The sequence below is a fragment of the Ruminiclostridium josui JCM 17888 genome (assembly GCF_000526495.1).
GTDB classification, from domain to species: domain Bacteria; phylum Bacillota; class Clostridia; order Acetivibrionales; family DSM-1351; genus Ruminiclostridium; species Ruminiclostridium josui.
In genome coordinates this window covers 198802-220916 of record NZ_JAGE01000001.1, presented here as the reverse complement: position 1 = coordinate 220916, position 22115 = coordinate 198802, and the positions used below count along the sequence as shown (strand labels likewise).

General features: G+C 36.0%; 21 protein-coding genes and 1 pseudogene. 21 read left to right on the top strand and 1 reads right to left on the bottom strand.

All coding sequences use genetic code 11. The annotated features are described in order from the left end of the window. Positions 1–7 precede the first annotated feature (7 nt). The 16 genes and pseudogenes from dprA (at position 8) to K412_RS0100985 (ending at position 16811) form a co-directional block, all read left to right on the top strand. On the top strand, positions 8–1132 hold the full coding sequence (gene dprA / locus K412_RS0101060) for a DNA-processing protein DprA (RefSeq protein WP_024831385.1): 1125 nt from the start codon (positions 8–10) through the stop codon (positions 1130–1132). A 146-nt stretch (positions 1133–1278) separates the two neighbouring features. Continuing rightward, positions 1279–3402, top strand: a pseudogene (gene topA / locus K412_RS20255) (type I DNA topoisomerase). A gap of 140 nt (positions 3403–3542) precedes the next feature. Then, on the top strand, positions 3543–4853 hold the full coding sequence (gene trmFO / locus K412_RS0101050; RefSeq protein WP_024831384.1) for a methylenetetrahydrofolate--tRNA-(uracil(54)-C(5))-methyltransferase (FADH(2)-oxidizing) TrmFO: 1311 nt from the start codon (positions 3543–3545) through the stop codon (positions 4851–4853). 138 nt (positions 4854–4991) lie between these two features. Beyond that, positions 4992–5405: a flagellar basal body rod protein FlgB gene (flgB, locus tag K412_RS0101045; RefSeq protein ID WP_024831383.1), complete on the top strand. Its 414-nt coding sequence runs from the start codon at positions 4992–4994 to the stop codon at positions 5403–5405. Positions 5406–5407: 2 nt separating this feature from the next. After that, the gene (gene flgC / locus K412_RS0101040) at positions 5408–5851 is read left to right on the top strand and encodes a flagellar basal body rod protein FlgC (RefSeq protein ID WP_024831382.1); all 444 of its coding nucleotides are present in this window, start codon (positions 5408–5410) and stop codon (positions 5849–5851) included. A gap of 83 nt (positions 5852–5934) precedes the next feature. Beyond that, positions 5935–6243: a flagellar hook-basal body complex protein FliE gene (fliE, locus tag K412_RS0101035; RefSeq protein WP_024831381.1), complete on the top strand. Its 309-nt coding sequence runs from the start codon at positions 5935–5937 to the stop codon at positions 6241–6243. 100 nt (positions 6244–6343) lie between these two features. Continuing rightward, positions 6344–7921, top strand: coding sequence for a flagellar basal-body MS-ring/collar protein FliF (fliF, locus tag K412_RS0101030; RefSeq protein WP_024831380.1), 1578 nt, complete (start codon positions 6344–6346; stop codon positions 7919–7921). A 17-nt stretch (positions 7922–7938) separates the two neighbouring features. Then, the gene (fliG, locus tag K412_RS0101025) at positions 7939–8967 is read left to right on the top strand and encodes a flagellar motor switch protein FliG (protein ID WP_024831379.1); all 1029 of its coding nucleotides are present in this window, start codon (positions 7939–7941) and stop codon (positions 8965–8967) included. Further along, positions 8960–9736 (top strand): FliH/SctL family protein, encoded by a 777-nt coding sequence (locus K412_RS0101020; protein ID WP_024831378.1) that lies wholly within the window; start codon positions 8960–8962, stop codon positions 9734–9736. Before fliG ends, K412_RS0101020 begins: the two co-directional genes overlap by 8 nt. A 32-nt stretch (positions 9737–9768) precedes the next feature. Further along, positions 9769–11079, top strand: a complete 1311-nt coding sequence (fliI, locus tag K412_RS0101015; RefSeq protein WP_024831377.1) for a flagellar protein export ATPase FliI — start codon at positions 9769–9771, stop codon at positions 11077–11079. Positions 11080–11098: 19 nt separating this feature from the next. Continuing rightward, positions 11099–11566: a flagellar export protein FliJ gene (fliJ, locus tag K412_RS0101010; RefSeq protein WP_024831376.1), complete on the top strand. Its 468-nt coding sequence runs from the start codon at positions 11099–11101 to the stop codon at positions 11564–11566. Beyond that, positions 11550–12419 (top strand): MotE family protein, encoded by an 870-nt coding sequence (locus tag K412_RS0101005; protein WP_024831375.1) that lies wholly within the window; start codon positions 11550–11552, stop codon positions 12417–12419. Before fliJ ends, K412_RS0101005 begins: the two co-directional genes overlap by 17 nt. 71 nt (positions 12420–12490) lie before the next feature. Continuing rightward, entirely contained in the window at positions 12491–14029 is a 1539-nt protein-coding gene (locus K412_RS0101000) for a flagellar hook-length control protein FliK (protein ID WP_024831374.1), read from the top strand. A gap of 15 nt (positions 14030–14044) precedes the next feature. Next, a complete protein-coding gene (locus K412_RS0100995; protein ID WP_024831373.1) occupies positions 14045–14905 on the top strand; it encodes a flagellar hook capping FlgD N-terminal domain-containing protein in 861 nt (286 codons plus the stop codon). A 40-nt stretch (positions 14906–14945) separates the two neighbouring features. Further along, on the top strand, positions 14946–15347 hold the full coding sequence (locus K412_RS0100990) for a TIGR02530 family flagellar biosynthesis protein (protein ID WP_024831372.1): 402 nt from the start codon (positions 14946–14948) through the stop codon (positions 15345–15347). A 99-nt stretch (positions 15348–15446) separates the two neighbouring features. Continuing rightward, positions 15447–16811: a flagellar hook protein FlgE gene (locus K412_RS0100985; protein ID WP_024831371.1), complete on the top strand. Its 1365-nt coding sequence runs from the start codon at positions 15447–15449 to the stop codon at positions 16809–16811. 340 nt (positions 16812–17151) lie between these two features. On the opposite strand, the gene K412_RS0100980 is transcribed toward K412_RS0100985, so the two are convergent. Beyond that, complete coding sequence (locus K412_RS0100980) at positions 17152–18453, bottom strand: IS30 family transposase (RefSeq protein ID WP_024831370.1); 1302 nt, start codon at positions 18451–18453, stop codon at positions 17152–17154. A gap of 172 nt (positions 18454–18625) precedes the next feature. Here K412_RS0100980 and K412_RS0100975 point away from each other — a divergent pair, with 172 nt between their 5' ends. The 5 genes from K412_RS0100975 (at position 18626) to K412_RS0100955 (ending at position 22064) form a co-directional block, all read left to right on the top strand. Further along, positions 18626–18823, top strand: a complete 198-nt coding sequence (locus K412_RS0100975) for a flagellar FlbD family protein (protein ID WP_024831369.1) — start codon at positions 18626–18628, stop codon at positions 18821–18823. Between the two features lie 107 nt (positions 18824–18930). Continuing rightward, entirely contained in the window at positions 18931–19440 is a 510-nt protein-coding gene (locus K412_RS0100970; RefSeq protein WP_024831368.1) for a flagellar basal body-associated FliL family protein, read from the top strand. A gap of 12 nt (positions 19441–19452) precedes the next feature. Further along, positions 19453–20439: a flagellar motor switch protein FliM gene (gene fliM, locus K412_RS0100965; protein ID WP_024831367.1), complete on the top strand. Its 987-nt coding sequence runs from the start codon at positions 19453–19455 to the stop codon at positions 20437–20439. Beyond that, positions 20439–21665 (top strand): flagellar motor switch phosphatase FliY, encoded by a 1227-nt coding sequence (fliY, locus tag K412_RS0100960; protein ID WP_024831366.1) that lies wholly within the window; start codon positions 20439–20441, stop codon positions 21663–21665. Before fliM ends, fliY begins: the two co-directional genes overlap by 1 nt. A 36-nt stretch (positions 21666–21701) precedes the next feature. Then, positions 21702–22064, top strand: coding sequence for a response regulator (locus tag K412_RS0100955; RefSeq protein ID WP_004621994.1), 363 nt, complete (start codon positions 21702–21704; stop codon positions 22062–22064). The last annotated feature ends 51 nt before the right edge of the window (positions 22065–22115 follow it).

Sequence of the window (22115 nt, the reverse complement as noted above, 5' to 3'; positions counted from 1 at the left end):
AGATTTTATGAGAGATATTGAGTATTGGATTTGGTTATCATCCTTGGAAGGATTAAGTTCAAAAAAAGCATTTAGCTTATTGGAAAAATATAAAAGCCCCGAAATTATATATGGTCTTTCAGAAAATGACCTTAAAAATACAAAAGGATTAACTGAGAAAAATATAAAAGAGCTTTTGAATTCAGACAAAAGGCATAGAGTTGGTGCAATATATGAAGTGATGATGAGAACTAATATAAAAATGGTAAATATTTTTGAAGAAGTTTATCCTCAAAAACTAAAAAATATATATGATCCGCCTATAGCTTTATATTATAAGGGAAAACTTGAATCTGACAGTTTTTCTATTGCAGTAGTTGGTTCAAGAAGGCCTACCGTATATGGTACGAAAACCGCCGGTAGGTTGTCATATGACCTTTCAATGAGAGGTGTAACAATAGTAAGTGGTCTAGCAAGAGGAATTGACAGCATTGCTCATAAAGGTTGTCTGGACGCAGGAGGAAGAACCATAGCAGTTCTTGGTTCTGGGCTGGATATTATTTATCCTCAGGAAAATATAGGACTTTTTAATGATATAATAGCCTCCAAAGGATTAGTGATATCTGAGTACCCTCCGGGAATGCCTCCGCTGCAACATAACTTTCCTGCGCGAAACAGAATAATAAGCGGAATTTCAGGCGGAGTCCTTGTCATTGAGGCAGCAAAAAGAAGTGGTTCTCTAATTACAGCAGGGTTTGCCTTGGAGCAGGGGAAAGAAGTCTTTGCAGTTCCGGGAAATATCGACTGTGCCTACAGTATGGGCACAAACCAATTAATTAAAGAAGGAGCCAAACTGGTATTGAATGCCTCTGATATTCTGGAAGAATTTGAATATAGCGGGGTACAGAATTTTACATTTTTCCATGAAGATACCTTAAGTAAAACCAGTAAAAAATATCTAAATTTATTTAAGGGACTGACAACCGATGAAATAAAAATTTTAAAGATAATTTTAAATGGAGTACATAATATAGATGAAATTATTGAAACAAGTAATATTTCTGCAAAAGATGCAAACAATATACTATTTATGCTTGAAATGAAAGGGATAATTAGTCAAAACCCCGGTAAAATATTTGAGGTTATAATATAATCTGATACATAAAAAAGAGGAATAATTTTGAGTATTTAATGTAGAATTACTATTGTGAGGTTGACAGATTGAAAAAACCAGTTTAAATTAGTAGTTGTTTAATAATACAATATACAGAAAATGGATATTCGACACGGAGGAATAAAATGGCTGATAACCTGGTTATTGTGGAGTCTCCCGGAAAAGTTAAATCAATAAGTAAATTTTTAGGTAAGGGATATAAGGTAGAGGCTTCTGTCGGACATGTTAGGGATTTACCAAAAAGTCAGATGGGTGTTGATATTGATAATGATTTTGAGCCAAAGTATATCACTATAAGAGGCAAGGGAGACGTAATATCAAAATTGAAAAAAGAAGCCAAGGCAGCTAAAAAAGTGTTTCTTGCAACTGACCCTGACCGTGAAGGTGAGGCGATATCCTGGCACTTGGCCAAAATATTAAATATTGATGAACAACAGAAGTGTAGAGTTTCTTTTAATGAAATAACACAAAATGCCGTAAAGAATGCTATAAAGCAGCCAAGGACAATAGATATGGGCCTTGTTGATGCACAGCAGGCAAGAAGAGTGCTGGACAGAATAGTGGGCTATAAGATAAGTCCTCTGCTTTGGAAAAAAGTAAAAAAAGGCTTGAGTGCAGGAAGAGTACAATCTGTAGCTACAAAAATGATTTGCGACAGGGAAGAGGAAATAGAAAATTTTGAATCACAGGAATATTGGTCAATAACAGCGAAGCTTGCGAAACCAAAAGCAAGCCCCAATTTTGAAGCAAGATTCTATGGTATTGGCAAGGAAAAAATTGAATTAGCAAATGAGGAACAAGTTAATTCTATTTTAGATGAAATAAATAAAAGCGAATATATTGTTCGAAAAGTTAAAGAACAGGAAAAGAAAAGGGCAGCTGCAGCACCTTTTATTACCAGTACTTTACAGCAGGAAGCTTCCAGAAAACTTGGATTTACAACCAAGAGAACCATGATGGTTGCTCAGCAGCTATATGAAGGTATTGAAATAAAGGGACGTGGTTCTGTGGGTTTAATAACCTACATGAGAACAGACTCAACAAGGATATCAGCAGACGCACAGAATGAGGCAAGAGAGTATATTAAAACAAAGTATGGACAGGATTATATCCCTGAAAATCCAAAGATATATAAAAACAAATCAGCTTCTCAGGATGCCCATGAAGCAATACGTCCGACATATATGGATATGGCACCTGAAGTAATAAAAGAATTTCTTAGTGCAGAACAATACAAGCTCTACAAGCTTATATGGGACAGATTTATATCAAGTCAGATGTCATCTGCCATATATGATACTGTATCAGCTGATATTAGTGCAGGGAAATATACCTTTAAAGCAAATGGCTCAAAAGTAAAATTCCCGGGCTTTATGGTATTGTACATTGAAGGAAATGATACAGAGGGTAAGGAAGATGATGAGGAGCAGGATGGAAAGGAAAATAACCTACCTCAGTTGAACGAAGGAGATATTCTTGAATTAAAAAAGAATACTCCAAAACAGCATTTTACACAACCTCCCGCTAGGTATACCGAAGCCACCCTTGTAAGAGCCTTAGAAGAAAAAGGGATAGGAAGACCTAGTACTTATGCCCCAACAATCACAACTATATTATCCCGTGGTTATGTTTTGAAAGAGAAGAAGTTATTGGTACCAACAGAACTAGGAAAAATTGTAAATGACATAATGAAAAAACATTTTGAGAACATTGTTGATACAGAATTTACTGCTCAGATGGAAAGCGAACTAGATGATGTTGAGGATGGTAATAAAGAATGGAAGGCCGTAATGAGGGAGTTTTATTCTTCATTTGCAGGAGTACTTAAAAAGGCTGAAGAATCAATAGGAGATGTTGAATTACCTGTAGAGGTATCGGATGTACAATGTGATAAGTGTGGAAGGTATATGGTTGTTAAGCATGGAAGGTTTGGCAAGTTCCTTGCTTGTCCGGGATTTCCAGAATGAAGAAATACAAAACCTATTGTAGAAGAAGCTGGAGTGGAGTGTCCTCTTTGCAAAGGAAAAGTACTCATCAAGAAGACTAAAAAAGGTAAAAAGTATATTGGTTGTGAGAGAAATCCGGAGTGTTCATTTATGAGTTGGGATATGCCTAGTCCGAATAAGGAAACATGTCCTTCTTGCGGAGCATTTATGCTGCAAAAGTCTTCCGGTAAAAAGAAGGTTCTTAAATGCAGCAACGAAAAGTGTGTAAGCAATATGGAAACATCAACACAAACTGGAAAATAAATTGAAATAGAACAATTTTCACATTGTATATTTGCATAAAAGTAATTATACTTATTATAGTTAATGTTAGTTAACCGAAGGTAATAAAAGTCTGCTTTCGGTTAATTTTATTTATTGACATAAATCAAAGGAGACTTTAGATGTGTAAGAAAGTAAATGTAATAGGAGCAGGACTTGCAGGATGTGAGGCGGCGTATCAGATAGCCAAAAGGGGTATTAATGTAACTCTTTATGAGATGAAGCCGGATAAAACTACTCCTGCTCACCATTCTGATAATTTTGCAGAGCTGGTGTGCAGTAACTCACTTCGGTCTGACCAAATGGAAAATGCAGTGGGCTTATTGAAAGAGGAACTTAGGATTATGGATTCTTTGATAATGAAAGCTGCTGACGAGACCAGAGTACCTGCTGGAGGAGCACTTGCTGTAGATAGAGAAGGATTTTCACAATATATAACTGAGGAAATAAAGAAGAATAGTAATATTGAAATAGTTAATAGAGAAATGGATACAGTACCTGATGAAAATATAACTATCATTGCAACAGGGCCTCTTACATCAGAACCAATGTTTAATTATATAAAAGGTATTACTGGTGAAGACTATCTTCACTTTTTTGACGCGGCAGCACCTATAGTTACTTATGATTCTATAAACATGGACAAGGCATTTAAAGCTGCAAGGTACGGAAAGGGCTCTGAAGATTATATAAATTGCCCAATGACCCGGGAAGAGTATGAAATCTTTTATGACGCCCTAGTAAATGCTGAAGCAGCTGAAGTAAAAGACTTTGAGAAGAATATGGTTTTTGAAGGCTGTATGCCTATAGAAAGTATGGCGCATAGGGGAAAAGATACTATGAGGTTCGGGCCTCTGAAACCGGTAGGGCTAATTGATGAAAGAACCAATATAAAGCCCTACGCTGTAGTACAGCTTAGACAGGACAATAAAAATGCAACTCTGTACAATATAGTTGGTTTTCAAACTCATTTAAAATGGCCTGAGCAGAAAAGGGTCTTCAGACTGATACCAGGACTGGAAAATGCAGAGTTTGTCAGATATGGAGTAATGCATAGAAATACCTATATCAACTCTCCTAAGCTTCTTGATAACACATATAGATTAAAGAGTAATGAAAATTTGTACTTTGCAGGGCAAATAACCGGAGTTGAAGGATATATAGAATCAACTTCATCAGGATTTGTAGCAGGAATAAATGCAGCTGCACAGTGTTTGGGAAAAGAAAGAATTATATTTCCGGCCAATACTGCAATTGGAGCATTAAGTAATTATATTTCTGATGTTAGTGTAAAAAATTTCCAACCGATGAATGTTAATTTTGGAATATTTAATGGAATAGATGATATAATTGTTTCTATAAGAGATAAGAAAAAACGTAATATGGAAATTGCAAAAAATTCTGTTAATTTTGTCAAAAAAGTAGAACTTTAAGTACATTATAATCTGGGGAATTAGTCCTAATATGCTATAATAATAAGCTTTATTTATTGTATTTTTAAATTTTATATGCTAGAATTTAGCTAATAAAAAAGTATTGGTTATATGCTATGAGTTGGGAGCGGGGTTATTATGATAGAAAAATTATACGCAAAGAACAATCTACTTGAAAAATCTATAAATGCCTCATGGGCCAGAAACGAGGTTATATCTCAAAACTTGGCTAATGTAGACACTCCGAATTATAAGAGAAAGGATGTTACTTTTGAGGAGTACCTGAATGAATCTCTTGACAGCAAAAGGCTTGAAGGGATTACAACTGATGAAAGGCATATACCTATAAAATCAAAGAATATTGATAAGATTAAGCCCGAAATTACTCAGGACAATTCAGATACCAGCATGCGTATTGATGGAAACAACGTAGATATAGACAGTGAAATGGCTTATCTAGCCAAGAATACCATTCAATATAATTCGCTGATCCAAATGATTAATAATAATTTTAGCAAGATTAAAAACGTAATTTCAGAGGGGAGACGCTGATTATGGGTATTTTTAGTGCATTGGATATAAGTGCTTCAGGGCTTACTGCACAAAGAGTACGAATGGATACCATTTCTCAGAATATTGCAAATGCAAATACTACAAGAACTGCTGAAGGTACTCCGTATAGAAGGAGAGAAGTAGTATTTGAAGAACGTTCTGATTCAAATTCATTTTCTCAAGTTTTAGAGAACGCATCAAACAAACTAAATGGTGGTAATGGAGTTAGGGTCAGCAGTATTGTGGAAGATCCTACGGAGTTCAAAAAGGTATACGATCCAGGGCATCCTGATGCTGATGCAGATGGATATGTTAACATGCCAAATGTAGATATTGTTACCGAAATGGTTAATATGATTTCAGCAACAAGATCCTATGAAGCTAATGTTACTTCGATAAATGCTACTAAATCTATGGCGTTGAAAGCGTTGGAGATTGGTAAATAATTATAGATATATAGATAAATAGATAACCGAAACACTTTAGTTTAAATTCTATGGTTGTAGTTGTAAATCAGGGGGGTTAAGGTATGGCAGTAGACAAGATTGGGGAAGTACAACGATTAATACCTGATAATTATAGTCTTAAAGGAATTAATGACGATAAAAATACACCTGAGGTAAGTTTTGGAGATTACTTGAAATCAGCACTTACAAAGGTGTCAGATCTAGAAAATCAATCTAATAAATTACAAGAAGATTTTGCTTTAGGCAAAACGGATAATATTCCCGAAGTTTTAATTGCTGGAGAAAAAGCTAATGTCGCTCTGCAGTTTACCATGCAAATAAGAAACAAGATTTTAGATGCATATTCTGAAATAATGAGGATGCAGATATAATCAGAAATTTATGTTAATTTTGCAGTATTATGTAAATTTATTTTTAGGTTTCTGTAAATGAAAACTAATGATGAAATAAATTAATGATGAGGTGGTAGTTTTGCCAGAAATTATAACTCGATTGCTTAAGCCGCTTCTTGACTTCTGGAAGGGATTAGATAAATCTCAAAAAACACGTATTTTTGTTATAACAGGCATTGTGGTAGTCTCTGTTGGGATAGGACTATTTTTAATTACAAGGCCTACTTATACTACAGTTATCCGTGATGCCAGTCCTGAAGATGTAGCTTCGATGCAGAAAATCTTGTCGGAGAAAGGAATTTCCTACAAGCTTACTGATGATAAATCGGGGATTATTGTAAACGAAAAAGACAGTGATGAAGCACATTTTGAATTAGTTTCTGCGGGATATCCTAAAAATGGACTTACTTTCGCTGATGCTCTCAGCAGTATAAAGATAAATACAACTGAAAGTGATAAAAAACACATCTGGCAGCAACTTGATGAATCAGATATAGCCAGACAGTTAAAACTTTTTCAAAATATTGAAGATGCAGATGTAACTATTGTAAGACCTGAAAAGACTCTTTTAATTGATGATAGCAATAGTAAGGATGCAAAGGCATCAGTTGTTATTACTCCTAAAGATGAAATAAGTGCCAAGCAGGCTGAAAGTATAGTAAAAATAGTTGCAAGTAGTGTTGAAGGGTTAGACCCTAAAAATGTAACTGTTGTAGACAATAAAGGAAATGTACTTAATACAGATAGTGATAGTGGGATAGATAAAACCTCTACTCAATATGACATGAAAAAGAAGTACAAAAATGACCTTGAAAAGAATTTAAGAGAAGTATTGGTTGATCAACTAGATAGTTTCGATACAGCAAAAGTAGTTGTAAATCCGGTTCTTGATTTTGATACCTTGACTCAGACCTCAAAGGAATTTTCAAATCCTAATGGTGCAGACTCAGGTGCTATTGTTAGTAGACAAGAGACAAAGGAAAATTTAAAAAACGGGGATACCGGAGGAACACCCGGTGTAAATTCAAACCCCGGCACAACGCCATCTTATCCGGCGGGTTCCGACGATTCTAAATCCTATAACAAATCAGATGTAACTGAGAATTTCCAATACAATGAAACAAATAAACAAAGTGAAAAGTCTTTAGGTGAACTTATTCCAGAAAGGTCTTCTGCTGCCATTACTTTATTATATGGTAACAGAGTTCCTGATGATTCAAAGCTTAATGACGAAATGATTACTCAAGTAAAGAATCTGGCTAGTATGGCAACAGGTATTCCAGTGGAAAACATTGCGGTATCTAAGCTGAAGATTCAAACGCCAGTAGTAGAAACACCTTCTACTGCAGATACATTAAAGAATCTTATTTCCAATTATGGTTTACTTGCATTATTGGTATTGATGGTTATAGCTTTTGTAATAATTGCTTTGCCAAAAAAATCAAAAGAGAAACTGGAGCCTGTTTTGGCAGTTGATGACGATACTGCAATGACTCCTTCAAAATTCGCATACAATGATATTAGACCTGATCCTGTCCCGGAAATTGATACGGAGGAAAGGTCGGAGGTTAAAAAGCAGATTGATAAGTTTGTTAAACAAAAGCCGGATGCTGTTGCACAGTTATTACGGAATTGGTTAACAGATGATTATGAATAGAAAAATGTATATGTGGGGTGAAAAGCTTGACTAAAGCAAGTGCAAAGACAGAATACAGTGGTAGGGAAAAAGCTGCGATGCTGCTGATTTCCCTTGGCCCTGAGAAGTCAGCTGAAATATTCAAGCATTTAAAAGAGGATGAGATAGAGCAGTTAACTTTGGAAATTGCCAACATTAGGGCTGTAACTCCTGATGAAAAGGAAAGAGTCCTTGAGGAGTTCTATCAAATATGTCTTGCACAGGAGTATATTGCCGAAGGTGGTATCGGATATGCAAAAGATATACTTGAGAAGGCTTTAGGCTCTCAAAAGGCTGTAGACATAATAAATAAACTTACAGTATCATTACAGGTTAGGCCTTTTGATTTTGTAAGAAAAACTGATCCGTCACAGTTGCTTAACTTTATTCAGGGGGAACATCCTCAGACAATAGCATTGATATTGGCATATTTAAAACCACATCAGGCTTCTGTAGTACTATCAGCCCTTCCACAGGACAAACAAGCAGATGTTGCGCGTAGAGTAGCTACTATGGACAGAACATCTCCTGACATAATAAAAGAAGTTGAAAGAATTCTTGAAAAAAAGCTTTCTTCTTTGGTTACAGAGGATTATACTGCTGCCGGTGGTGTTCAATCTATTGTTGATATCCTTAACACTGTTGATAGAGGAACAGAAAAATTCATTATGGAAACATTGGAAATCGAAGATACCGATCTTGCAGAAGAAATTAAGAGACGTATGTTCGTATTTGAAGATATTCTTACTCTTGACGGAAGATCAATTCAGAGATTCCTCAGAGAAGTTGATAATAACCAGTTGGCAGTTGCTCTTAAGGGTGCAACAGATGATGTACAGAAGCTTATATTTGCTAATATGTCAAAACGTCTAAGCGAAATGATTAGAGAAGATTTGGAATTTATGGGACCTGTAAGGCTCAAAGATGTTGAAGAAGCACAGCAGAAGATTGTTAATATTATTAGAAAGCTTGAGGATGCAGGCGAGATAGTTATTTCAAGAGGAGGAGGCGACGAAATAATTGTCTAATAAGATATATAAAAACAATCAAGTAAATGTTGGGGTTCCGTTTCAAATTAAATTTCCTGTAACATATCAGCCTCCCGTAAAGAATATAGGACCTAAAGCAGATTTGGAGCAGGATGAAGAAGAAGAGCAGGAACAAGTAGATTATAAAGCATTGGGCGAAGAAATTATTAATAAGGCCAAAGCAGAAGCAGATATGATAATAAAGGAAGCCTTGCTTGAAGCTAAGGATATTATAAAAAATGCATCTGTGGATGTAGAAAATCTTAAACAGCAGGTTTCTGAAGAAGCAAGGGCAGAGGGATATGAGACGGGATTGGCTCAAGCCAAACAGGAATATGAAGCACTTATTAAGGAAGCACAAGATATTAAGACCCAAGCTGGTATTGATTATAAGAAGATTTTAGATTCTCTAGAAGAGGATTCGGTAAATACAATTCTTGATATTGCAAAAAAAGTAATTAGCAAAGAACTGGAATGTAAGCAGAATATATTGCTCTTGGTTAAGGATGCTTTTGAAAAGTGTTCAAAAGATAGAAAGGCAATTCTTAAATTAAGCGAGCATGATTTTGATTTTGTTAATGAGAATAAAGATGAATTGGAATCAATGCTTGAAAGATCTGAAGAAATAGAAATTAAAAAAGACCTTTCATTAAAAGAAGGGGGCTGTATCATTGAGACTTCCTTCGGTAGCATAGATGCCAGTGTAGATACGAAATTGGAAAAAATAGAAAATGACTTTAAAGACATATTAAATGAATCAACAAATTAAGGTGCGTTGCAGCTTTCTTTATAGGAGGTCAAATGTCAGGCGTTAACCTAAAAAAATACAGTGAAGCATTAAAGTCAAAAGAATATATAGATTATATTGGTAAAGTTTCAAAGGTTGTAGGACTAACTATTGAATCGGATGGCCCGCAGGTGAGTATAGGGAATCTATGTAATATAAATATTCCTGGTGGCAATAAACTCAAAGCAGAGGTCGTAGGATTTAGGGATGAAAAGGTTTTGCTTATGCCCTTGGGTGAAATGGTGGGTATAGGGCCTGGAAGTACTGTTTCAGCCAATGGTGATACATTGAAGGTTGCAGTGGGACCTGAGTTAATAGGTAGAGTCTTGGATGGTCTGGGAAACCCCATAGACGATAAGGGAAGCTTGCAATCCAAACATTTTTATAAAACCGATAATAAGCCTCCAAACCCTTTAACAAGAAAAAGAATTTCAGAGCCTTTGCCTTTGGGAGTAAGAGCTATTGATGGACTTTTAACAATAGGTAAAGGGCAGAGAGTTGGTATTTTTGCCGGAAGTGGTGTTGGTAAGAGTACCTTGATGGGTATGGTTGCAAGAAATACAAAGGCTGATATAAATGTTATTGCCCTAATAGGAGAACGTGGTAGAGAAGTTAGGGAGTTTTTGGAAAGAGATTTAACAGAGGAAGGTCTTGCAAGATCAGTAGTAGTAGTTGCGACTTCAGATCAGCCTGCACTAATAAGGCTTAAAGGAGCCATGGTTGCCACTGCAATTGCTGAATACTTCAGAGATTGCGGTAAGGATGTACTACTTTTAATGGATTCATTAACAAGATATGCAATGGCACAAAGAGAAGTGGGACTTTCAATAGGGGAGCCTCCTGTGTCAAGGGGATATACACCATCTGTTTTCTCTGTATTCCCTAAGTTACTTGAGAGAGCTGGTACATCTGAGAAAGGCTCTATAACAGGATTGTACACTGTACTGGTAGATGGTGATGACCTTACAGAACCTGTCACAGATACTGCCAGAGGAATCCTTGATGGACATATAGTTCTGTCAAGAGCAATGGCAAACAAAAATCACTACCCTGCCATTGATGTTCTTGCAAGTGTCAGCAGGGTTATGAGTGATATTATTGATAAAGAGCATAAAAAATGTGCCAATGAAATAAAGAAAATAATGGCTGTTTATAGAGATGCAGAGGACTTAATTAATATAGGCGCATATGTAAAAGGAAGTAATGAGAGGATAGACTATGCAATTGAGAGCATTGATGATATAACTTCATTTCTTCAGCAGGAAACTGATGAAAAGGTAACTTTTGAGGATATACACTCACAAGTGCTTAGTTTACTGAAGTAGTAAAGGAGGCTGGGATTGATTGCAAAAGTTCGAATTTAGACTTGAATCAGTACGGAATCTTAAAATCCAAATGGAGGACAATGCTAAAAATAACCTGGCCTTAGCTTCAAGAGAGTTAGAGAAGCAAAAAGGATTTCTTAACAGTTTGAAAATGACCAGAGAATCTTCTATTAATGAACTTAATTCAAAGGTAGAGGAAGGAGTTTCCATAAGTCAAATAAAAGAATATAATAATTATTTGAACTTTTTGAAACAAAGAATAACCCAACAAAAAGAAAACGTAAACATTGCCCAGAATCAAGTCGATATAAAAAGAGAGAGTCTGGTCAAAGCAGTACAGGAAAGAAAAATACTGGATAAACTTAGAGAAAAGAAATATGGCGAGTTCTTGAAAGAACAGGCGAAAGCAGAACAACTAATAATTGACGAGCTTAACAGTTTTAAGTTCAAGGATGGTTCAGGAGAAGAAAATGCCGGAAAATATTAATATTACAGAACAAGATGAAAAAGTAGAGACACTTTTAAAAACGACAGATGTGTCAAAAATACCAGAGAAAAAGACTACTAGCACTCTTTTTTATATAATATCGATAATAACAGCTTTACTGCTAGTTGTTTTAATTATTGGAGGAGCACTGTTTATCGCTGTCAAATTTAATGTAAATGGTGTTGCAGACAGTATGGGAGACAGTATACGGGGAATACCTGTGCTAAATTGGGCTTTGCCGGAGAAACCTGACCCCGAGGACGAGAAGAATATGACTGAGGAGCAGGTAAGAAGCAAGTATAATGAGATTAAAGCTCAAAAAGAAGAATTGGAAAAGCAGGTTGAAGATTTAACAAAGCAGTTAGATAATACTAAAAATCAGGTAACTGCAAAGGATAGTAATACCTCATTGCTTCAGCAACAGATGAAGGCTCTAGAGACTGAAAAAAATAAATTACAAACCGAAAAGGACAGTCTTCAAAAGGATTACGATAAACTGTCAGAGGTTATTTCTAAAGGTGACACAACCGAATATAAGAACTATTTTAAGAAGGTTAACCCACAAAAGGCTGAAGAACTATATACAAGCATTTTACAAGAAGAAAAGATCAGTGCAGATGTAAAAAAATACTGTTCAATATATGAACAAATGGATGCCTCAGCAGTAGCTGCCATAATGGAACAGATGGGCAGCAGTAAAATGACACTGATAATTGATATTATGAAAAATCTCAAAAAGGACACTGCAGGTGAAATACTAACAGAAATGACTCCTACCTTTGCAGCAAAGGTGTCTGAACAATTGGCTAAGGAATACAAGGTTGGGGTTGCAGAAACAACTTCAAAAAAATAATTTTGGTAATAGGGTGAACGGAGAATTCCTACCCCATTACATAAATATAATAAGAAAAAGGAGGTGAGAAAATGATAACGACTAGTAGAGATTTACTAAAACTCAACTTGAATCAGAACAGCGGTAATGACATTTTGAATATAAAATCCAAAACGTCACAGAGTTCAGCTGGTACAGCTTTTAAATCAGTTCTTGATACCACTGTGAGCAATTATTCAAAACGTAATGATACCGCAGTAAACAACAATACAGTCCAGGACAATGACAGTAAATCAAAGTTTAAGTCATTTGCAGAAGTTCAGATGAGTAGAAAGCCTGTCTCCACAAAGTCAGTTGTACAAGCCGATTCCAATAAGGAATTATCAGATGTAAACACTGATGATGCTCAAGCAGTTGAAATGTATGATGAGCAGATTGTGGCTCTTGCACAAATGTTAGGGATTACCCCCGGACAATTGGCTGACCTGGCAAAACAACTTGGTTTCTCCTTGAAAGATCTCAAGGATATTGGTAAACTGGCTATTTTTATGCAAAAGGTATCAGATTTACTTGAGCTCAATGACAAGCAAAAGGACATTCTTCTAAAGCTGGCCACAGAAGTTACAAAACAGATAAAACCTGAGTCAGAAGTTGCTACTGAAAATAGTAATAACATTTCCTCTGGCAATGATAGTGATGACTTACAGGCAGGAAAAGTGTCTGTTGATTTGTCAAAGATGGCTTCAAATATTAAAGAGAAACTGGATACACTTATTGAAAATGGACAGAATAATCAGGGGCTAATCAGTGAGGAAGCAGCAAAAATAATTGCAGTAATGAAATCACAGTCGCAACCCGTAGAAACTGTTGTTTCTCAAAATATTGACACAGATGTTGTGGAGGAAATATCTCTTGAAGGTGACGGCAAAAAAGCTGATTCAAATAAAGTTGAAGCCGAAGCTAATGCAAAGGATATGTCCAGTGAGAATAATGATGAAAAATCAGAGTCAACCAAACCGCAGTTGGAACTGCAAATGCTGAATACTTCACCTCAAGCAGCAACAACAGATGAGCAGAATTTACAGCAAAACTTTCAGGTAGTTGGGGATATTAAAGCCGTTCTAAATAACAGTCAGGTAACTGCTGAAAAATCAGTTTTTTCAGTTCGGCAACCTATTAAAACCGTAGATGTTGTAAATCAGGTTATTGAGCAGGCTAAAGTGATTTTGGGGCAGGATAAATCAGAAATGGTTATTCAGCTAAAACCGGATCATTTAGGAAAGCTTGAACTAAAGGTTGTTACTGAGCAGGGTATTGTAGCTGCTAAATTTATAGCTGAAAGTCAGCAAGTAAAGGAAATTATTGAAACAAACATGCAGCTGCTGAAGGATTCACTGCAAAAACAAGGCATAGCAATAGACGGTGTAAGCGTTCAGATTGGACAGGATAATAGAAGTGAAAGCCGTAACCAGAGTTTGTCACAAGGCAAAAATAACGGTTCGCTAAACAGAATAAAACACGCTGAAGGTGGGACAGAGACAACTGTTGCCGGAGTAAGTCTTTTGGAGAATCTTCCAGAGAGGTTGGCACAGTATACAGATGAGCTCAATACAATTAACCTGACAGCATAGAAAGGAGGTACGATTATGGCACAAACCAGCGGAATAAATAACTCACTTACAATTGACCAGATAATTGAAAGTACCAAGAACAAGCAGGAAGCAGCCGCTAGAAAAACCGGTGGTGAACTTGGAAAAAATGATTTTCTTAATCTTCTGGTAACACAGTTAAGATACCAGGATCCATTGGAACCTGTAGACGACAAAGAGTTTATTGCCCAAATGGCTCAGTTCAGTTCTCTGGAGCAAATGCAGAATATGAACGGTTCTATGACTAAATCTCAGGCATTTACCCTGATAGGAAAAGTCGTTACGGCAACAACTACAGATGACAGAACACTTGAAGTTAGTTCTGTACAGGGTACTGTTACAAGCGTAAAAATGAAGGACGGAAAAACCTTTGTTGTAGTTAATAATAAGGATGTTGATGTAGATAGTATTATTCAGGTTGATGACGCACTTTACAATTCATATGAGAACCTGGCTGATTATTCAAATCTGATAGGTTTTAAAGTAAAAGGTGCGGTATACGATTCATCCAATGGCAATGTAATTTATCTCTCAGGAAATGTTAAGCAGATTCAGAGAGGACTTAATGAAGATTATGCGGTAATGGACGATGTAGATGTTGAAATTGCCGAAGTAACAGGCTCAACTGCTGTGGATCCGAATTATCTCAAGAACTATCTTGAAGAAAAGCTAAACGGAACAACCGAAGCAGATAAGCAGGTTAAGGTAACCATAAAGGATAGCGCTACAGGAGCAAAGGTACCTGTTACAGCGACACTGAAGAGCTACAGTATAGATGAAAACACAGGTAAGGTAACTGCAGTACTTGATAATATGTATATATCAGTGTACAGTGTATCAAATATACAGAAACCATAGGAAGATACATTGGGAGTAGCTAAGTGAAAGAAGGTGAGTTATGGTAATCAATAATAATTATTCAAACAGGATAATTAAACCGCCATTAACAACCGGGAAGGTTCAAACAGGGAATCCCAGAAATGTCAATAGTAATTCTGCAGGAGTTAACTTTGAGAATTTTCTTCAGCAGGCAATTGACAAGGGTTCCGGAGTTAAATTTTCAAAGCATGCTGAAATGAGAATGCAAGCCAGAAATATTGATCTTACCCAGACTCAAAAGGAAAAGATCAGTAATGCAGTTTCAAAAGCTCAGCTCAAAGGGATTAAGGACTCGCTGGTAATACTTGATGACATGGCATTTGTTGTTAATGTAAACAGCAAAACGGTTGTAACGGCAGTGAACAATAGTGAATTGAAAGAAAACGTATTTACAAACATTGATGGTGCAATTTTTGCATAGCACAATAAAACTCGGCTGGACCCTAACGGGAGGCTGAAAGAATGTTCCCGAACGACGGACGGAACAATAAGATACCTTAAATGAGGGGGTCAATAAATTATGATGAGATCTATGTTTTCTGGTGTTTCAGGACTAAAGGCACACCAGGCAAAAATGGACGTTATAGGTAATAACGTTGCAAATGTAAACACTTTAGGATTTAAAGCAGGAAGAGTAACCTTCCAGGAAATATTCAATCAGACATTGAGAGGTGCCGGAGCACCTGACGCTGCCACTGCAAGAGGAGGAACAAATCCTATGCAGATTGGTCTGGGTATTGCGGTTGGTTCAATTGATAACCAAATGACTGGCGGAAGTCCTCAAAGAACCGATAATCCTACTGATTTGTCTATTTCAGGAGATGGCTTCTTTATAGTAAAGGGCTCTGCTGCAGATACTTTTAAATTCACCAGGGCAGGGAATTTTGGCCTTGATAAGTTAGGAAATCTGGTGTCAGGGGATGGTATGAATGTATATGGATGGACTAAGTATGAAATATTAGGGGATGGTACGGTAAAGTTTGATACTGAGTCTGAAATAACTCCTATTAACCTTTACTCTGATATAACCAATGGTAACAAGAAGATTATAGCAGCTAAGGCTACTACTTATGCTGAATTTTCAGGAAACTTGAATTCAGCGTTACCTTTATTAGCAGATCCTGACGATGCAGATCCTCAATTTACAGTACCATTTACAATTTATGATTCATTGGGAAATGCACACGAACTTATGGTAAATTTCAAAAAGACAGGCAGTTTAACTGATATACCTGTGAAATTGCCGGATGGAACAGATGGAACGGAACCTGGTACAGAGTGGACATATACTATTAGTGACAGAGATGGCAATGTGGTATCAGCAGATGAAGGAAAACTAAAGTTTAATTCAAAAGGAAAACTTGTTGTAGGTGACGATGATGCACCTGAGCAAGCAATTCTTGAATTTGATCCAGGTGCCAATAGTGGTACTAATAAAATTAATATTACTCTTGATTTCAAAAAGTTAACTCAGTTTGCAGCTGATAGCTCCGTGAAACCATCTAATGTCAATGGATACACAACAGGAAACCTTGTTACTTTTAATATTGGTTCAGATGGTATGCTTACAGGTGTTTACAGCAACGGTCAGCAGCAGCCGCTGGGACTTATAGCACTTGCAGGATTTGATAATCCTGCCGGTTTGCAAAAGGTTGGAGGAAATCTGTTTATGCCTACAACTAACTCAGGTGACTTTACAAAAGGTGTACCGGCAGGTTCACAGGGAGTAGGTACATTGAGTCCAGGAACACTTGAAATGTCCAATGTAGACCTTTCAAGAGAGTTTACGGATATGATTATTACACAAAGAGGGTTCCAGGCAAACAGTAGAATAATAACTACCTCAGATGAAATGCTGCAGGAACTTGTAAACCTAAAGAGGTAACTTAATTAGTTAATTATTACTATAGACTAAGGCTTAAAGCCTAGTCTATAGTAATAAAATATCGGTTTTGGTCCTGTTTTGTAAATTTGTCGTTAATTGAAAAGTTAAATTCCACTGTAAATTTTAATTCCACAATGAAGAGTAAATTCCACTAAATCAAGTCTTTGAACTATATTCTTTGTGCCTGAAATATAGTATAATAAGCATACAGAAAATTGCTCTGAAGAAAAAATTGCATGGCAAACAGCCGACTGGAGGATTTTTTGTAAAACTAAATTCCACTCGGAATAGAGTTGATATTGAGGTTTCTATCCGCAGTTTTAACTCTTGGTTTGTGTTTCTATTTCAGCAGTTTTGGTTTTAGGATGATATCGTCGCAGGATATCTCTCTTAGTCCGAATGCATTTAATGCATGTTTTTCCAGTAGCAATTGAGCCAGTTCTAATGGGGTTCTACCATTTAGACTGGCTCTTGCTGTACTGTTAATATGATTTGCAAGTCTTGTTACATCCCATTGCGTCAGTTTATCAAAGGATGAGCCTTTGGGAAGAACAGAACGTATATATTCGTGGTTCTTTTCTATACCTGGTTTTTGCCACGAAGCCATAGGATCACAAAAAAATATGGATGTGCGTATGGTATTATCAATCCCACATTCCAGTCCTTCTGGGTTTGAAAATTCCGTACCTCTGTCTGTTAAAATAACTGGAAATGTGTTGTAGAAGCCGATAGGAGACATTTTTTCTTCCAGATGGTCAAATGTTTTTTTAACAGAAGTTGCTGTCTTATCTGGCAATAGATAAATTAACATCAATTTGCAGCTGCGAAAGAATAATGTAAGTAGTACTTTTCGGCTACCCTCACAACCGACTACTGTATCCATTTCAACAACATTCGTCTCTGGATGGGCTTCCATATATTTCATGAAATCATTATAAGTTCGTCCTTCAAAAATCCCTGTATCTTTGGCTTTTGGTCTGTCTTGTTTGCGAGGCTTATACTTTACTTTTCTGGGGAGATCAATGTTTTTCACAGATAACACACCAGATGCAATATAATTATAAATTGTTTTTTCAGAACATTTTATTTCGGGATGATTTTTAAGTATTTGGTACGGAGTCTGCCCCTGCAAAATTAAAGGTGTGACAATTGCATCCATCTGATTAAGTGAATCTTCAGATATATTGATTCCATTTCTAGATTCAACAAGGATAGTCTTATATTGACGATTAGCCTGAGTTGCTTTGTAGAAATATTTATCAAGCCTGCATCCAGCTTTTTTAGAACAACCGTTACAAACAAAAGGAGCCTTTAATACTTTACTGCATATTTCATTTTTAAACTGGTCACAATGGGTATTACAAGCATTACATGTTCTGCATTGCTTCTTACAAGCAACAGTACGTTTGCAGACATTTGTAAGGCCACATTTACCACGATGAACACAATGATTATGGGATACAAAATTGTTTCTAGAAGTAAGAGAACGGTGTTTCTTGACTTCCTTTGAAACAGTAGTAGGGTCTTTGCACAAATATTTCGCAATCACTTTAAAAGGTAAATTGTTGTCTAGTGATTTTTCAATAAAAATCCTATTATCAAGGGTGAGATGTTTTTGGTTTCCTGGTATTAAATTAGACATAATTAACTCCTTTCACTGCGGATTGGGAAACCAAAATTAATTATACATGAAGTAGTGGAATTTACGTAAGACTAAATTCTACTCTAACTTTTTAAAAGTGGAATTTACTTTTTCATTCAACATTTGTAAATTTGTTGAGATTTATCTATTGTGTTTTTGGAGCAAAAATATTATAATAAGATTAACCAAGTTAAACAAGATGTCATTTGTCTTAAACAGCGATTTAATAGAGTGTTTTGAGAGTACACCAGATACTGTTATAACACTTACAAACGGTAAAAAATATGTAGTTTGTGAGAGCGTTGATGAGATTGTTGAAAAGGTAACGAAATTTAAAGCTGGTATTTTGAAATACGCTAATAATAATTAGTCTTGAAGTTCTAGATAATAAGATAAACCTTAATAAATAATGAATTTATATTTAATATGCTAATGTAATTATTTGCTGGATACATAAGCTTAAAGGGGGAAATAAATTTGGAGGGAAAAAGCAGCTATTTTATTTTATTGGTGATTGTAGCTTTTCTATCGATTACACTTGCTTTCCTTGCAATAGGGTTTTTCTTTTTTGGAAACAACGATTCCGGATCAGATAAGGAAGTTGTTGTTGTAACCGATAAGGTACCGTCCGATAGTGATCTTGCTGTAAAGAAACTTTTTGAAAATAAAAACTTTAACCTTAAAAAGACCAATGACAAGCAAATTGCAGTTGTTTCGGTTACTGCCAGTCTTAAGTATTTTAAAGAAGTCGATGACATGAAGGAAGAAGAAGTAGCAGCCAAGATTGATTTCTATTCAGGTGAGATTAATGATGCCATAGGAACATACTTTAAGGGGCAGACTCTTGAAGATATAAGTCAGGTGGATGCTAGTAATAAAGCCTCTGATTATCTCACAAAAAAGATAAATGAAATACTTACAAAAAACGAAAAGAAGTCAAATCCTCTAGTTCACGCATTGGTATTCGACTACATGTTATATCAATAGGGGGGTGAGCTTGTGGGTGATATACTTTCTCAAAATGAGATTGATGAGCTGTTAAAGGCTTTAACAACAGGCGATATAGATGTTCAGCAAATTCAATCAACAAAAACTGAGAAGAAAGTTAAAATTCATGACTTTAAAAAACCGCCTAAGTTTGCAAATGATCATAAAAGAACATTGCAATTTATCAATGAAAACTATGCACGACTCGTTCAGTCGTTTTTATCGGGATATTTAAGATCATTGGTACAGGTAGATGTTTTGTCGGTGGATGCCTTGCAATACAGTGAATTCAGTAATTCTTTGGCTAACCCGATAATTCTTGCTATTGTTGATTTTACTCCATTAAATGGTTCTGTTATATTTGAAATGGACCCTAGCATTGCATATGCTCTTATTGATAGAATTCTTGGGGGCAGGGGTGCATCAATGGAACGTATACGTTCATTTACAGAAATAGAATTAGCTATTATAGAAAGGATTATCATTCAGATGCTCAATTTAATGAGAGAGCCTTGGGAGAGCATAATTGCCATAAAACCAAGACTTGAAAAAATTGAGACAAATGCACAGTTTGCACAGATAATCCATCCAAATGAAATGGTTGCTTTGATTACATTGAATGTTGTAGTAGGGGAAGTAAAGGGTATGATTAACATTTGTATTCCGCATATGACAGTTGAACCTATAATGCCTAAACTCAGTACAAAACTTTGGTTTACCAATGTTGAGAATGAAAAAGTTGAGCATAATAAATCTGATATTGAGTTTAAGATTGAACATACGTATGTTCCGGTTAGGGCAGTATTAGGAAGGACTTCCATAAGCATAAGCGAGTTTCTTGATTTGCAAAGCGGAGATGTTTTGCCTCTTGATACAAATGTTAATGGGGACCTTGAAATACTTGTAGGTGATTTACCTAAATTTAATGCTAAACCAGGTGTAAAGAAGAATAAAGTAGCAGTTAAAATTACTGAAGTTCTTAGAAGGGAGGAAGATTAATGGGGGATATGCTCACACAAGCAGAAATAGATGCACTATTGAATGGTACTTCCTCTTCAGAAGAACCAGACGATGCAACAGGCAGCAATAGTACAAATGATACTTTAACATCACAGGAAATTGATGCACTGGGTGAAATTGGTAATATAAGTATGGGTACTTCTGCAACAACTTTATTTACTTTATTATCCCAGAAGGTAACAATAACTACTCCAAATGTAACACTATCTACTTGGGAGGAGTTATCAAAGAGCTATTCTTCTCAGTATGTTGCTGTAAAAGTAGAATATACAGACGGATTGGTTGGTTCTAATCTTTTAATCTTAAAGCAGGATGATGTTAAAATCATTACTGATTTAATGATGGGAGGAGAAGGTGTTAAAATAGACGGTGATTTGACTGATCTTCATTTAAGTGCGATCAGTGAAGCCATGAATCAAATGATTGGCTCCTCAGCGACATCTATGTCGTCCATGTTTTCTAAGAGGATTGATATTTCACCACCAAAGGCTTATACAATAAGTTTTGATAGCAGTGATCCATATGGTGATTTTAAGCCAAACGAGCAATTGGTTAAAATAGCATTTAAAATGGTTGTTGGAAACTTAATTGATAGCGAAATAATGCAGTTACTTCCAATTAAGTTTGCCAAAGAACTTGTATCATCATTACTGAATTCAACAGAAGATAAAAAGGATGCTTCAATACCTGAACCTCAGAATACACCTGTTCCACCACAGCAAGCTCCTTCGTTCAGTAATCAGAATTCATATATTGAGCCACCTGTACAATCGGTAATGCAGCCACAAATGTCACAACCGATGATGCAGCAGCAAACGCCACAGCCAATGATGCAGCAGGCAATGCCAAACTTTGGTTTTGACGGAGGTTATCAGGAGCCTCAAAGGCAAAAGAGTCCTGTAAATGTTCAGCCTGTGCAGTTTCAGGCTTTTGATGATGGGCTTTCAGCAACAGAGAAAAAGAACATAAGTCTTATTATGGACTTACCTCTGCAAGTAACAGTTGAACTAGGACGAACTCAAAAATTGATTAAAGATATACTTGAGTTTGGAGCGGGTTCAGTAATTGAACTCGATAAACTGGCAGGTGACCCCGTAGACATATTAGTCAACGGAAAAGCTATTGCCAAAGGAGAAGTTGTTGTTATTGATGAAAGCTTTGGTGTAAGGATTACAGATATAATTCATCCATCAAAACGATTATAGTTATAAAATCAACAAATTGTTAAGGAGAGATTGGTTATGGGGAAGAGTATTTTAATTGTTGACGATGCAGCATTTATGAGGATGATGATTAAAGATATTTTATCAAAAAATGGTTATGAAATAGCTGCTGATGTTGACAATGGGTTAAAGGCAATCGAAAAATATAAGGAACTTACTCCTGATTTAGTAATAATGGATATCACTATGCCTGAAATGGATGGTGTAACAGCAGTTAGAGAGATTAAAAAAATACATAGTGATGCCAAAATTATTATGTGCTCAGCTATGGGACAGCAGGCTATGGTTATTGAGTCAATTCAAGCAGGTGCTAGGGATTTTATAGTTAAACCATTCCAAGCAGACCGTGTTGTTGAAGCAGTAAAAAAAGTTATTGGTTAATAAAAAAACAGGCTTTATATTGTGATATCCTGCTGAGTGCTGAGAAAGTTG

Bases quoted from the DNA above. Each gene is read 5' to 3' on its own strand.
- dprA (WP_024831385.1), top strand. From the start codon at position 8: ATGAGAGATATTGAGTATTGGATTTGGTTATCATCCTTGGAAGGATTA.
- trmFO (WP_024831384.1), top strand. From the start codon at position 3,543: ATGTGTAAGAAAGTAAATGTAATAGGAGCAGGACTTGCAGGATGTGAG.
- flgB (WP_024831383.1), top strand. From the start codon at position 4,992: ATGATAGAAAAATTATACGCAAAGAACAATCTACTTGAAAAATCTATA.
- flgC (WP_024831382.1), top strand. From the start codon at position 5,408: ATGGGTATTTTTAGTGCATTGGATATAAGTGCTTCAGGGCTTACTGCA.
- fliE (WP_024831381.1), top strand. From the start codon at position 5,935: ATGGCAGTAGACAAGATTGGGGAAGTACAACGATTAATACCTGATAAT.
- fliI (WP_024831377.1), top strand. From the start codon at position 9,769: ATGTCAGGCGTTAACCTAAAAAAATACAGTGAAGCATTAAAGTCAAAA.
- K412_RS0101005 (WP_024831375.1), top strand. From the start codon at position 11,550: ATGCCGGAAAATATTAATATTACAGAACAAGATGAAAAAGTAGAGACA.
- K412_RS0101000 (WP_024831374.1), top strand. From the start codon at position 12,491: ATGATAACGACTAGTAGAGATTTACTAAAACTCAACTTGAATCAGAAC.
- K412_RS0100995 (WP_024831373.1), top strand. From the start codon at position 14,045: ATGGCACAAACCAGCGGAATAAATAACTCACTTACAATTGACCAGATA.
- K412_RS0100990 (WP_024831372.1), top strand. From the start codon at position 14,946: ATGGTAATCAATAATAATTATTCAAACAGGATAATTAAACCGCCATTA.
- K412_RS0100985 (WP_024831371.1), top strand. From the start codon at position 15,447: ATGATGAGATCTATGTTTTCTGGTGTTTCAGGACTAAAGGCACACCAG.
- K412_RS0100980 (WP_024831370.1), bottom strand. From the start codon at position 18,453: ATGTCTAATTTAATACCAGGAAACCAAAAACATCTCACCCTTGATAAT.
- fliY (WP_024831366.1), top strand. From the start codon at position 20,439: ATGGGGGATATGCTCACACAAGCAGAAATAGATGCACTATTGAATGGT.
- K412_RS0100955 (WP_004621994.1), top strand. From the start codon at position 21,702: ATGGGGAAGAGTATTTTAATTGTTGACGATGCAGCATTTATGAGGATG.